Source organism: Streptomyces hygroscopicus (assembly GCF_026168105.1).
In the GTDB taxonomy this organism is placed as follows: domain Bacteria; phylum Actinomycetota; class Actinomycetes; order Streptomycetales; family Streptomycetaceae; genus Streptomyces; species Streptomyces hygroscopicus_D.
Map to the genome: position 1 here is coordinate 50,384 of NZ_LBMW01000018.1, position 12,806 is coordinate 63,189.

The window sequence follows — 12,806 nt, forward strand, 5'->3', positions numbered from 1 at the left end:
GCACGAGGGCCGGAGGGGGCCCGGTGAGGCTGCACCGCCTGGACATCACCGCCTTCGGCCCCTTCGGCGGCACCCAGAAGGTCGACTTCGACGAGCTGTCCGCCGCCGGGCTGTTCCTGCTGCACGGACCCACCGGCGCAGGCAAGACCTCCGTCCTGGACGCCGTGTGCTACGCGCTGTACGGGGCCGTGCCCGGAGCCCGGCAGAGCGGCCAGGGCGTGACCCTGCGCAGCGACCACGCCGCGCCGCACACCCGCACCGAGATCCGGCTCGAACTCACCGTCGCGGGACGCCGGTTGGAGATCGGGCGCCAGCCGCCGTGGGAGCGACCGAAGAAGCGCGGCACCGGTACGACGACCGACAAGGCGCAGAGCCGGCTGCGCGAGTACGACACCGCGGCCGGTGCCTGGAAGGACCTCAGCCGTTCCCACCAGGAGATCGGGGAGGAGATCACCCAGCTGCTCGGCATGAGCCGCGAGCAGTTCTGCCAGGTCGTACTGTTGCCCCAGGGCGACTTCGCCCGTTTCCTGCGAGCCGACGCCGAGGCCCGCGGCAAACTGCTGGGCCGGCTCTTCGACACCCACCGCTTCGCCGAGGTCGAGCAGCGTCTTGCCGAGCGGCGCCGCGCGGCCGAGGCACACGTGCGGGCGGGGAACACCGCGCTGCTCGCGGACGCCCACCGGATGCAGCAGGCGGCGGGGGACTCCCTGCCCGTACCCGAGCTCGCCCCGGGCGACCCGGGGCTCGCCGAAGCCGTCATGGGCTGGGCCGCCGTCGCCCGCAGTACGGCCCGGGAGCGCCTCACCATCGCACACTGCGCGCGTACCGCCGCCGAATCGGCGCGCGCCGACGCCGAGCGCACCCTGGACGGCGTACGCGAACGCGCGCGCCTCCAGCGCAGGTTCGCCGAAGCCAGGGAGCGCGCGGCACGGCTCGAGCAGCGTGCCGACGCCCATCGGGCGGCTCAGGCGCGTATGGAGCGCGGACGCAAGGCCGAGGCCGTGATGCCCGCACTGGACCTGCGCGCGGCGGCCGAGGCCGAGCACCGCAGGGCCGCCGCCGAGGAGACGCGGGCCCTTGCAAGGCTCCCGGAGGCGGACGCGAATGCGGGCGCGGCCGGGCTCGCATCCGCCGCGCGGCGGGCCGCCGAGGAGCTCGGCGGCCTGGAGCCGGCCCGCCGTGGCGAACAGCGGCTGGCCGCACTCACCGGCGAGCGAAGGGACCTGGAGCGCGAGGAGCGCGACGACGAGGCCGTCCGCCAGGACGCCGAGGACTGGCTCGCGGAATGGGAGCGGATCCGCGCGGAGCTGCAGGCCCGGATCGACTCCGCCCAGGAGGCCGCCACCCGGGCCGAACAGCTCGCGGTGCAGCGCGAACCCGCGCAGCAGAGGCTGACGGCGGCCCGTGAGCGCGACCGGCTCACCCGGGACACCGAGGAGGCCGAAGCCCGCGTCCTCGCCTCGCGCGAACGAGCGGTACAGGCGCACGAGCAGTGGCTCGACCTCAAGGAACGGCGGCTCAAGGGTATCGCCGCAGAACTCGCCGCCGGACTCGTCGACGGCGAACCCTGTGCCGTCTGCGGCGCCACCGAGCATCCCGCACCCGCCCGGAAGGCCGCCGGGCATGTGGACCGGGAGGCGGAGGAGCGGGCGCTCGCCGCCTACCGGGACGCGGACGAGCAGAGCAGGGAGAACGCTCGTCGGCTCGGCGCCCTGCGCGAGACGCTGGCCGCCGCAACCGCCGCCGCGGGTGAAGCTCCCACCGACCAACTGACCGCGTTTGTAGAGGAGTTGGAGCGGCTCCACGGTGCCGCGCGGGCGGGCGCCGCACAACTGCACGCCGCACAGGAGGAGCTGAGCGGGGCCGAGCGTGAGCGGGAACGGCGTGCGGCGGCCCGTCAGGAAGCCGCCCTCAGGGGAGCGGCCCGCGTCTCCCGCCGTGAGGCACTGGACCACGAACGGGCCGTGCTGGAGGAGGAGTTGCGGCGTGCCCGGGGCGATGCCGCCAGCGTCTCCGAGCGCTCGGCCCAACTGGAGCGCCGAGCCGCCCTGCTCGCCGAGGCCGCCGACGCCGTGCGCGCCGCCGAGGACGCGGCACAGCGGCTCAAGGACGCCGACGCGCGCCTCGCCGACGCCGCCTACCGTGCGGGGTTCGACACACCGCAGATGGCGGCCGACGCCCTCCTCGACGACGCGGCCCACCGCGAGCTGCAACGACGGCTGGACGCCTGGCAGCAGGAGGAGGCAACCGTGCGGGCGGTGCTCGCCGAGGCCGACACGGCCGCCGCCGCGCAGCAGCCGCCCGCCGACCTCCAGGGAGCCGAACGTGCCGCCGAGGTCGCGACCCGCCGACTCCAGGAGGCGGTCTCCGTCCAGGACGCGGCGGCCCGCCGCTGCGCCGAACTCGACCGGCTCTCCGCGCACGCCACCGTCTCCGTGCGAGACCTTGCGCCCCTGCGCGAGGAGTACGACCGGGTGGCCCGGATGGCATCCCTCGCGGCCGGCACCTCCGCCGACAACGAACGCAAGATGCGCCTGGAGTCGTATGTGCTGGCAGCCCGTCTGGAACAGGTGGCGGCCGCCGCGACCGTACGGCTGCGCCGCATGTCCTCGGGCCGCTACACCCTGGTCCACTCCGACGACCGCTCGGGCCGTGGCCGCAGCGGCCTCGGACTCCATGTCGTCGACGCCTGGACCGGGCGGGAGCGCGACACGGCGACCCTCTCCGGCGGGGAGACGTTCTTCGCCTCCCTCGCGCTCGCGCTCGGCCTCGCGGACGTCGTCACCGACGAGGCCGGCGGGGTCCGCCTCGACACCCTCTTCATCGACGAGGGATTCGGCAGCCTCGACGACCAGACCCTCGACGAGGTCCTCGACGTGCTCGACTCCCTGCGGGAGCGGGACCGCAGCGTGGGCATCGTCAGCCACGTCGCCGACCTGCGCAGGCGTATCCATGCACAGTTGGAGGTCATGAAGGGCAGGACCGGATCGGTCCTCAGGCAGCGAGGAGTGGGCTGAGCGCGGCTCAGCGTCCCAGGGGGCGGCGGGGAAGAGGCGAGGAGTACACGACGCTCGTCGTCACCGAACCCAGCGCACCGATCTTGCCCGACACCTCCTCCAGATGACGCATCGAGCGCGCCGCGACCTTGATGACGAAGCAGTCGTCGCCGGTGACGTGGTGCGCCTCCAGGACCTCGGGCGTGGCGGCGACGAGGTCGTGGAACGGCTTGTAGTTGCCGTTCGGGTAACGCAGCCGGACGAACGCCAGGATCGGCAGGCCCAGGCGGTCCGGGTCGACCACCGCCGCATACCCCTGGATGACGCCGGCCTCCTCCAGTCGCCGCACCCGCTCGGTGACGGCGCTCGCGGACATGGAGACCGCACGGGCCAGTTCGGCATAGCTGGCACGGCCCTCGCGCTGGAGGACGTCGAGGATGCGCCAGTCGGTGGCGTCCGGGGAATACGCGGTCATTGCCGAGGAATAGCAGGGAAATCCCCGTCGGATCAAGGGGTGGGCCGGTGATCGCTCCTTCAGGAAGGTGATCAGCGACCGTAGATTCCTGGTCGGAGACATCCGCCGGGAAGCCAGGAAGGCAAGACCATGACCGCCAGCCCGAGTGCCGTGAACCCCGTCCTGAGTGTGGCCCCGGTCGCCCCGGCCACCGCCGCCACCCACTTCCGGGCGTGCCTTGCCTTTCACACCGATGTCTCCGACGTCGCCGCCGCGCTCGCGGCGGGCGAAGACCCCGGATTCGTCGTCCTCGACTCGCGTTCCACCGAGTCCTGGGACCAGGGCCACATCCCGGGCGCTGTCCATCTGCCCACCGCTCTCATCCCCGAGCTGGCCGGGCAACTCCTCGACAGGTCCGTGCCGGTGGTCACCTACTGCTGGGGCCCCGGTTGCAACGGCGCGACCCGCGCGGCCCTCGCCCTCGCCGAACTCGGCTTCCAGGTCAAGGAGATGCTCGGTGGCTTCGAATACTGGGCACGTGAGGGGTTCGAGTACGAGACGTGGGAGGGACGTGAACGCCGCGCCGCCGACCCCCTGACGGCGCCGGTGGAGGCCGCGGACTGCGGCTGCCGATGAACCGGAAGCGATGCCTCCGTCGCGGCCCGGTGCGTGTAGTTTCTGGGCATGGTCAGATACGCGAACCCGGGTGCGGTCGAGTGGGTGGAGTCGGGCGGCGGGCCGCTCATCGCGATACCGGAGGTGGTGCTGCCGTTCTGGGCGGGAGCCGACGGCGACGACCTGTTCTCCGACTACGACCGGGCGTGCGAGGTCGACGGGCTCATCGGTCTGCTGCCGGTCGGCGACACCCGCGCCCTGGTCCTCGGTGACGAGCCCGCCTCCACCGCCTTCCTGCCGGAGCACGGCATATTCGTACGATGGTGCGCCGCGGACTCCGAGGACGCGCTTCTCGCCCGGATCCCGGCGGCGCTCGAGGCGGCCGAGTGGGAGCCGGAGGTGCAGTGGGACGTGCCGGGCGCGGTGGTGCTGTTCGACGCCGCCTGGCCCGGAAACGAGTCGGCGCGCACCGATCGTCTGCGCGTGGCGCTGGAACCGGGGCGGTACACGGTGCGCGCGGCGTACGTGGAACCCGGCCCGGAGGTGTGGTTGGGGCTCGTACACGTGCGCAGGACCGAGGACTGACGGCCGCGGTGGCGGTCGGGCATCGGCGCGGTCGATGAGTGTGCGGTTGCTCGTCCGCCGTGCGCATCATGGCGCCCATGCCAGGACTCCCGCACCCCGCACCCGAAGACCTCCGCCGTGATCCGCTGCCCCTGCGCGGCAGGACCGCCCTCGTCACCGGGGCGAGCCGACGCGCGGGCATCGGATACGCGGTGGCCCGGCGGCTGGCCGCGTACGGCGCCGGCGTGTATCTGCACCACCATGTGCCGCACGACGCGGACATGCCCTGGGGCGCCGACCGTCCCGAGGAGTTGGTCGCCGGAGTCCGCGCTGCGCTCGGCGACCCCGCGGCGCCGGTGGTGGACGGACCGGCGGACCTGTCCGACCCGGCGGCCCCGGCCGAACTGATCGCGCGGGCCGCCGAGGCGCTGGGCGGACGGATCGACATCCTCGTCGCCAATCACGCGCTCAGCGGCGACGACGGCACCCTCGACACCGTCGACGCCGCCATGCTGGACGCGCACTGGGCCGTGGACACACGTTCGGTGCTCCTGCTGGTCCAGGCGTACGCCCGGCTGCGCGCCGCGCTGCCGCCGGGCTGCCCGGGCGGGCGCGTGGTGATGATGACCTCCGGGCAGGACATCGCGGACGGCATGCCGCACGAGATCGCGTACGCGCTGCAGAAGGGCGCCCTCGCGTCGATCACGCGCTCGCTCGCGACGGCCCTTGCGCAGCACGGCGTCACCGTCAACACGGTCAACCCCGGCCCCGTGGACACCGGCTATCTGACCGGTGACGCCTATCAGGCCGTCGCCGCGGGATTCCCGGCCGGGCGCTGGGGCATGCCCGACGACCCCGCCCGTCTGATCGCCTGGCTCGCCACGGACGAGGCGGCCTGGATCACCGGGCAGGTCGTCGACTCGGAGGGCGGCTTCAGACGCTGAGCGCCCGGGCCCGGGGCCGGATGGCCCGGGCCCGGCCGCTCGTCCGTGCTCAGAGCTGCGAGAGCTCGTCCACCAGGTCGTCCAGACCCAGCGACCCCTGCGACAGGGCCGCCATGTGCCAGGCCTTCGCGTCGAAGGCGTCGCCGTGGCGCTTCCTGGCGTTCTCGCGGCCCAGCAGCCAGGCACGTTCGCCGAGCTTGTAGCCGATCGCCTGGCCGGGCATCGAGAGGTAGCGGATCAGCTCGCTCTCGACGAAGTCCGCCGGACGGCTGCTGTGCGCACCGAAGAACTCCTGCGCCAGCTCCGGCGTCCAGCGCTCGCCCGGGTGGAACGGCGAGTCCGCCGGGATCTCCAGCTCCAGGTGCATGCCGATGTCGATGATGACCCGGACCGCCCGCATCATCTGGGCGTCCAGATAACCGAGCCGCCGCTCCGGGTCGGTGAGGAAGCCCAGTTCGTCCATGAGGCGTTCCGCGTACAGGGCCCAGCCCTCGACGTTCGCGCTGACACCGCCCACCGTGGCCTGATAGCGCGAGAGGTTCTTCGCCACGTACACCCACTGCGCGAGCTGGAGATGGTGTCCGGGGACGCCCTCGTGATACCAGGTGGAGACCAGGTCGTACACCGGGAACCGGGTCTGCCCCATCGTCGGCAGCCAGGTCCGGCCCGGGCGGGAGAAGTCGGCGGACGGCGCCGTGTAGTACGGTGCCGCCGCGCTGCCGGGTGGCGCGATGCACGACTCCACCTTGCGCACATCGTCGGCGAGTTCGAAGTGAGTGCCGTCGAGCGCCTCGATCGCCTCGTCCATCAGGCCCTGGAGCCACACCCGGACCTCGTCGACGCCCTCGATGTGGGCGCCGTGCTCGTCGAGGTGCGCGAGCGCCACCCACGGCGTCTCGGCGCCCGGCAGGATCTTCTCGGCCTCCTTCTTCATCTCGCCGAGGATGCGGTGGTACTCGGACCAGCCGTACGCGTACGCCTCGTCGAGGTCCAGGTCCGTCCCGTTGAAGTAGCGCGCCCAGTGGGCGTAGCGCTCACGGCCGACCGTGTTCGGCGCGCCCTCGACCGTCGGCGCGTACACGTCGCGTACCCAGTCCCGCAGCTCGACGACGGCCGCGGTCGCCGCACGCGCGGCCTCGTCCAGCTCCGCACGCAGCGACTCGGGACCCTGGGAGGCGAAGTCCTCGAACCAGCCACGGCCGTGGCCGTCCGTGTCCGACCACTCGCTGAGCTGCTCGACGAAGGTCGCGGTCGGGCGCGGGCCGGCATGCAGCTTGCGCTCCAGGCCGAGGGCGATGGACTCGCGGTAGCCGCGCAGGGCGGCCGGCACGGCACGCAGCCGCTCGGCGACCGCAGCCCAGTCCTCCTCCGTCGCCGTGGGGGTCAGAGTGAAGACCTCGCGTACGGCGTGCACCGAGGTGTGCATGTTGCCCACCGCTCTGAGGCCCTCGTCGGCCCCGTGCACCGCGAGTTCGGCCGTGAGCCGCTCACGCAGAAGGCGAGCGCACCGGCGCTCGATGTCACTGTCCGCGCCGGGCCGGCGCTCCGCCTCATCGAGCCGTGCCAGGGTGGCCCGCGCCAGCTCGGCGAGCTCCTCCTGGCCCGCGGGCGAGGTGTCGGGCAGCTTGCTGGAACTTTCCTTCACACCGAGGTACGTGCCGGTTACCGGGTCGAGGGCGACGAGGGCGTCGACATAGGCGTCGGCGACCTCCCGGGGCAAGGGGCTCCTGGTGGTGTCTGACATGCGGACCATCCTGATACGGCGACGTGGTCCGCGTCACGGGGATTCCGCGCTCGGCTTACGCCTGTTCAGCTGGTTTCGGCAAGTTCTGCCCGGGTGGCAGCAGCGGGCCGCAGTCCCACTGCTGGAAGATCAGCCGGGTCTCCACCCGCGCCACCTCGCGCCGCGCCGTGAACTCGTCCAGGACCAGCCGCTGGAGGTCCGCCATGTCCGCGACCGCGACATGCACGAGGTAGTCGTCCGGGCCGGTGAGGTGGAAGACCGTGCGGGACTCGGGCAGGGCACGGATCCGTTCCACGAAGGGTCCGACCAGCTCCCGCCGGTGCGGTCTGACCTGAACCAGCAGCAGCGCCTGGAGGCCGCGCCCCAGCTTCGCCGGGTCCAGCCGCAGCTGATGGCCGAGAATCACCCCCGAACGGCGCAGCCTGGTCACCCGGTCAAGACAGGTCGAGGGCGCGACCCCGACCTGCGCTGCCAGGTCACGGTAGGTGGACCGGGCGTCGTTCTGCAGCAGCCGCAGAAGATGGAGATCCACCGGGTCCAGTACGACAGTTTCGGCCATGTGCCGAACGTAACACGGGTTTCGCCGCGGTGGCCCCGGCCGGTGTTCAGTCTGCCGCTCATGTCTTCCGGTACTCATGATGCGTATGACGCGCAGGACGCATTCCGCGGCGATCACGTCGGGGATCACTCCGCCCTCCGGGCACTGGCCACCGAGGCCGTGCACGCCGGACGCGAGGACCTTCCCGCTCTCGGGCTGCACGCCCCGCCCCTCGACCTGTCCACGACCTACCCCTCCCACGACAGCCGGGGTGAGGCAGCCCGCATCGACGCCTTCGCGGCCGACGGCGCAGAGCTCATGGGGCCGCCCGTCTACGGGCGGCTCGGTAATCCCACCGTCGCTCGCTTCGAGACAGCGCTCGCCCGGCTGGAGGGCACCGAGAGCGCCGTCGCGTTCGCCAGCGGCATGGCCGCGCTGAGCGCCGTGCTGCTCATGCGGAACGCCCTGGGTCTGCGCCACGTCGTCGCAGTACGACCGCTGTACGGGTGCAGTGACCATCTGCTGACCGCCGGGCTGCTGGGCTCCGAGGTCACCTGGACCGACCCGGCGGGCATATCCGAGGCGCTGCGTCCCGACACCGGGCTCGTCATGGTGGAGTCCCCGGCCAACCCGACGCTCGCGGAGATCGACCTGCGCGCGGTCGCCCATGCCTGCGGTTCGGTGCCGCTGCTGGCGGACAACACCTTCGCGACGCCGGTACTGCAGCGCCCCGCAGAGCAGGGAGCGCGACTGGTGCTGCACAGCGCCACGAAGTACCTCGGCGGCCACGGCGATGTGATGGGCGGCGTGGTGGCCTGCGACGAGGAGCTGGCGCGCCGGCTGCGCCAGGTGCGCTTCGCCACCGGCGGGGTGCTCCATCCGCTCGCCGGCTATCTGCTGCTGCGCGGTCTGTCGACGCTGCCGGTACGGGTCCGGGCCGCGTCCTCCACCGCCGCCGAGCTCGCCCGCCGTCTCGCCGCCGACCCACGGGTCGCCCGTGTCCACTATCCGCGGATCGGCGGCGCGATGGTCGCCTTCGAGGTGTACGGCGATCCTCACGCGGTGATCGCCGGGGTCCGTCTGATCACTCCCGCAGTGAGCCTCGGCAGCGTCGACAGCCTCATCCAGCATCCGGCGTCCATCAGCCACCGCATCGTGGACGCGACGGACCGCCGGGGCGCGGGAGTGAGCGACCGGTTGCTGCGGCTGTCGGTGGGCCTGGAGGACGTCGAGGACCTGTGGGCCGATCTGGAGGGCGCCCTGGGAGCGGAGCGCTCCGGCGGCGACCGGCGGCGGGAGGAGGTAGCGGGGCGGTAGGAGCCGGGCGTACGCCGACCGGCCCGGCGGGTGCGCCGGGCCGGTCGGCATTCGTGGCTCGTGCGTGGTGTGCGCGACGTCAGTCCTGTGTGCTCCTGCCTCCGTGCCGCTGGGGTGTCTGGCCGTAGGGCAGGCGCGAGGCCACCGGTGTCGCGTCCAAGCGGGCCGTGACGACCAGGGTGCCCTCCTCGATCTGGTAGTCGAGGGGAAGTCCCAGGCCGCGCATGGCGGCGACCATGCCCGTGTTGGAAGCCTGGGTGACCGCATAGACGCTCTCGCAGCCCGCCTCGACCGCCATCGTCACCAGGCGCCCGAGGAGTTCGGCGCCGATACCCCGCCGCTGCCAGTCGTCCTCGACGAGCAGCGCGACCTCCGTCTCGTCGCCGTCCCACAGCAGGTGCCCGAGGCCGACGATCTGGCCCGACGCCGTCTGCACCGCGAGGGTCCGGCCGAAGCGCGGGCTGAGCAGATGGCTGAGGTAGCGGTCCGCGTCGCCGACCGGGCCGTGGTAGCGCATGCTCAGCGTGCGTGCCGAGCACCGCTCGTGCATCTCCTTCGCCGCCTCGAGGTCCGAGGTGTCGGCCCGCCGTACGGTGATCGCGTTGCCCTCGGGCAGCGTCAGCACGTCCTGGCTGCGCGGGATGCGCGGACCGAGCCGCGCATCCAGTTCCACCAGTGCCCGCGCCCGCGCGAACTCCGTCGGCGTGAACGGCAGATACGGCCGCTCGACCGTGATCACCCCGCCCTCCGGTGCCCGCAGCCGCATCAACGTGTCCTCGAGGGCCCCCTCGACGGGAGCGTCCTCCTCCGCCCGGCCCGAGCCGGGGGAGCGGGCGGGCAGGGAGCGGATGGTGCACCGGCCGAGCAACTGGCGGAGCGCGAGCGGTAGTTCGGCAGCGTCCAGAGCGGTGCGGGTGGCCAGGCCCAGCACCCGGGTCGGTACGTCCACCAGGTCATGGGCGTCGGCCCGCTCGATCCAGGTCCCGTCGCCGCCGGCCGCCGAGACGGCACGCGTGACCTCGGCCGCGTCCAGTTCCGCCGGTGCCCGCAGCAGGAACTCGTCGACCGTGCCCTGTGCCAGCGGGTGGGTCTGCAGGCTGAGGATGTCGATCCGCAGTCCGGCCAGTGCCGTGCACAGTGCGGCCAGCGAGCCCGGCTCGTCCTTCACCGTCGTCCGCATCCGCCACAGCGCGCTCGCTCCGCCCGCTGCTTCGGTCCCGGACGGCCCGGCCTGCCGCCCCTCGGCGAGCGGCCGGGCGCCGGTATCGCTCACGGGCGGCGCATGACCGTGGCGGCGTGACCACCATGTGTGGAAGGCGGCCGTCGCGACCAGTGCCACCGCCGACATCAGCAGCAGGACGGGACCGTCGGGGCCGTGCCCGATCAGATTGGCCACCGCGTCCGCCACCGCTACCGCCGTGAACAGGGCTGCGAGTTCGACCACGTCCCGGCGCCAGTGGTGCACCGGACGACCGTGCTTCGCCCGCGTTACGTCAGACATGTCTCGAGTCATGCAACCACTGTGAAGGAAGGGTGTTGCGTGATCACGAACGCTTTGTGACTGATCGGTTAAAGGTAGATCTGCCCTTTTTGTTGTTCTTTTGGGGGAAGCTTTGCCGCCGGCCCCGACCAGGCGCGCAACCTGCCTGGTCAGGGCGGCCCTGCACGGCCCCGCCGAGTCGTCGGCCCGGCGGGCGCGTCACTGCCCCACGCGGCCCGGCTGTAGCGCCTGTGTGAACAGTACGGTCCCGTCCTGCTCGCGCAGCCGGACCGTCAGCTCTCCGCTGTCCCCGTCGATCTCCACCTCGCCGAAGAACTGGTAACCGCCTGCGGGCGAGACGTTGGAGGCGGTCGGCGCCTTCACGAACACCCGCTCCGGGCCGAAGGTGTTGTCCAGGGCGCTGGCCGGGAAGGCACCGGCGTTGAGCGGCCCCGAGACGAACTCCCAGAACGGCTCGAAGTCGGTGAACGCGGCGCGCGAGGGCTGGTAGTGCTGCGCCGAGGTGTGGTGCACATCGGCCGTCAGCCACAGCGTGCCCGTGATCCTCCGGTGCTTGACGAACCGCAGCAGCTCCGCGATCTGCAGCTCTCGCCCGAGCGGTGCGCCCGGGTCGCCCTGTGCCACCGCCTCGAAGTTGGGTTTGTTCTCCATCGGGTCCGGCACCACCAGGCCGAGCGGCATGTCCGCCGCGATCACCTTCCACACCGCGCGGGACCGTGCCAGCTCCCGCTTGAGCCACTCCAGTTGCTCGGCGCCGAGGATGCCCTGCGGGTCGACGGTCTGGTTGTCCGGCGAGTTGGCGTTGCGGTAGCTGCGCATGTCCAGGACGAACACGTCCAGCAGGGGACCGTGCCGCATGACCCGGTACACCCGGCCGTTTCCGTCGCCCGGCCGCAGCGTCGAGACCGGGAAGTACTCGCTGAACGCGCGCCGGGCCCGGGCTGCGAGCACGTCGATGCTCTTCTCCGTGTAGCGGCTGTCGGAGGAGGCGATCACCTCGCCCGGATACCAGTTGTTGCGGACCTCGTGGTCGTCCCACTGGATGATCGAGGGCACCTGGGCGTTGAACCGCCGCAGGTTCTCGTCCAGCAGGTTGTAGCGGAAGTTGCCGCGGTACTCGGCCAGGGTCTCGGCGACCTTGGACTTCTCCTCGGTGGTGATGTTCCGCCAGGTGCCGCCGCCGGGCAGGGCCTGGGTCGCCGAGATCGGCCCGTCGGCGTAGATGTTGTCGCCGCTGCAGAGGAAGAAGTCCGGGTCGAGCTTGGCCATCGCGTCGTAGATCCGGTATCCGCCGAGGTCCGGATTGATGCCCCAGCCCTGGCCCGCCAGGTCGCCCGACCACAGGAAACGCACTCCGCGGCGCCGTCCGGTCGGTGTCGTGCGGAAGGTGCCCGTCATGGGCTCGCCGGTGCGCCGCTGGTCGTCCGGGTCGGCGAGGAGCACGCGGTAGTGGATCTGCTGTCCGGCCGGCAGCCCGTGCAGCCGTGCGGTCCCCGTGAAGTCCGTGTCCGCGCCCAGCAGCGGGCCCTGCCATCTGCGGGCATTGCGGAACGAGTCCGTCGCGGCGGTCTCGACGATCATCCGGGCCGGGCGGTCGGAGCGCACCCAGACGAGACCGGAGTGCGCGGTCACGTCTCCGGCCTGGACGCCCCATCCCGCCTTCGGCCGCCCCGACAGGGCGAACGCCGGTGCCGCGCCGAGCGTGGTGGGCAGGGACAGGGCCGCCGACGCGGCCAGGGTGCCGCGCAGCACGCTGCGGCGGCCGGGAAAGGGACGGTGTGACATGGATGCGCCTCCAGGGACGGTTCCGGCCAGTGGGCACTGCCACACCTACTGGTGCGCCGCAGCGCATACGCAAACCCCGGGTGAACAGCGGACCGCGCCACCCGGGGACGTCCCCGGCCGTCACGCGCGCCTGGCCTCCGGCATCGCCCGTACGCCCGCCCGGTCCATGGTCCTTTTGCGTTCGACGACCTCTTCGGTGTACGCACTTGGCACGAGCAGTCAGCCGAGCCGCATCCCCGGCCGCGCGCCGGCAGTTCGGCGAGTGCGGTCCGTGGACGCGGCGGCCCGCGCGGATCCGGGTGGCCCAGTGTGCGGTGTGCAGTTCGGCCAGTACCGCATCGCGTCGGC

10 protein-coding genes are annotated in these 12,806 nt (G+C 72.4%); 5 read left to right on the top strand and 5 right to left on the bottom strand.

Annotation, left to right across the window (positions count from 1 at the left end; translation table 11 throughout):
* Positions 1-23 precede the first annotated feature (23 nt).
* Positions 24-3,017, top strand: coding sequence for an AAA family ATPase (locus AAW14_RS18835; protein WP_265565034.1), 2,994 nt, complete (start codon positions 24-26; stop codon positions 3,015-3,017).
* A 7-nt stretch (positions 3,018-3,024) separates the two neighbouring features.
* On the opposite strand, the gene AAW14_RS18840 is transcribed toward AAW14_RS18835, so the two are convergent.
* On the bottom strand, positions 3,025-3,471 hold the full coding sequence (locus AAW14_RS18840; protein WP_265565035.1) for an Lrp/AsnC family transcriptional regulator: 447 nt from the start codon (positions 3,469-3,471) through the stop codon (positions 3,025-3,027).
* 129 nt (positions 3,472-3,600) lie between these two features.
* Here AAW14_RS18840 and AAW14_RS18845 point away from each other — a divergent pair, with 129 nt between their 5' ends.
* The 3 genes from AAW14_RS18845 (at position 3,601) to AAW14_RS18855 (ending at position 5,573) form a co-directional block, all read left to right on the top strand.
* Positions 3,601-4,086, top strand: a complete 486-nt coding sequence (locus tag AAW14_RS18845) for a rhodanese-like domain-containing protein (RefSeq protein WP_265565036.1) — start codon at positions 3,601-3,603, stop codon at positions 4,084-4,086.
* 48 nt (positions 4,087-4,134) lie between these two features.
* Positions 4,135-4,650: an immunity 21 family protein gene (locus AAW14_RS18850; RefSeq protein WP_265565037.1), complete on the top strand. Its 516-nt coding sequence runs from the start codon at positions 4,135-4,137 to the stop codon at positions 4,648-4,650.
* Positions 4,651-4,727: 77 nt separating this feature from the next.
* The gene (locus tag AAW14_RS18855; protein ID WP_265565038.1) at positions 4,728-5,573 is read left to right on the top strand and encodes an SDR family oxidoreductase; all 846 of its coding nucleotides are present in this window, start codon (positions 4,728-4,730) and stop codon (positions 5,571-5,573) included.
* 49 nt (positions 5,574-5,622) lie between these two features.
* On the opposite strand, the gene AAW14_RS18860 is transcribed toward AAW14_RS18855, so the two are convergent.
* Both AAW14_RS18860 and AAW14_RS18865 read right to left on the bottom strand, forming a co-directional pair.
* Entirely contained in the window at positions 5,623-7,317 is a 1,695-nt protein-coding gene (locus AAW14_RS18860; RefSeq protein ID WP_265565039.1) for a DUF885 domain-containing protein, read from the bottom strand.
* 55 nt (positions 7,318-7,372) lie between these two features.
* Positions 7,373-7,876, bottom strand: coding sequence for an Lrp/AsnC family transcriptional regulator (locus AAW14_RS18865; protein ID WP_265565040.1), 504 nt, complete (start codon positions 7,874-7,876; stop codon positions 7,373-7,375).
* A 60-nt stretch (positions 7,877-7,936) separates the two neighbouring features.
* On the opposite strand from AAW14_RS18865, the gene AAW14_RS18870 reads away from it, so the two are divergent.
* Positions 7,937-9,172 carry a trans-sulfuration enzyme family protein gene (locus tag AAW14_RS18870; protein ID WP_416223333.1) on the top strand — a complete coding sequence of 412 codons (1,236 nt, stop codon included), beginning with the start codon at positions 7,937-7,939 and terminating at the stop codon, positions 9,170-9,172.
* A 79-nt stretch (positions 9,173-9,251) separates the two neighbouring features.
* Here the strand turns inward: AAW14_RS18870 and AAW14_RS18875 are convergent, their stop codons facing one another.
* Together AAW14_RS18875 and AAW14_RS18880 are read right to left on the bottom strand one after the other, a co-directional pair.
* Positions 9,252-10,673 (bottom strand): GNAT family N-acetyltransferase, encoded by a 1,422-nt coding sequence (locus AAW14_RS18875; RefSeq protein WP_265565042.1) that lies wholly within the window; start codon positions 10,671-10,673, stop codon positions 9,252-9,254.
* A 198-nt stretch (positions 10,674-10,871) separates the two neighbouring features.
* On the bottom strand, positions 10,872-12,458 hold the full coding sequence (locus AAW14_RS18880; protein ID WP_265565043.1) for an alkaline phosphatase D family protein: 1,587 nt from the start codon (positions 12,456-12,458) through the stop codon (positions 10,872-10,874).
* Positions 12,459-12,806 lie beyond the last annotated feature (348 nt).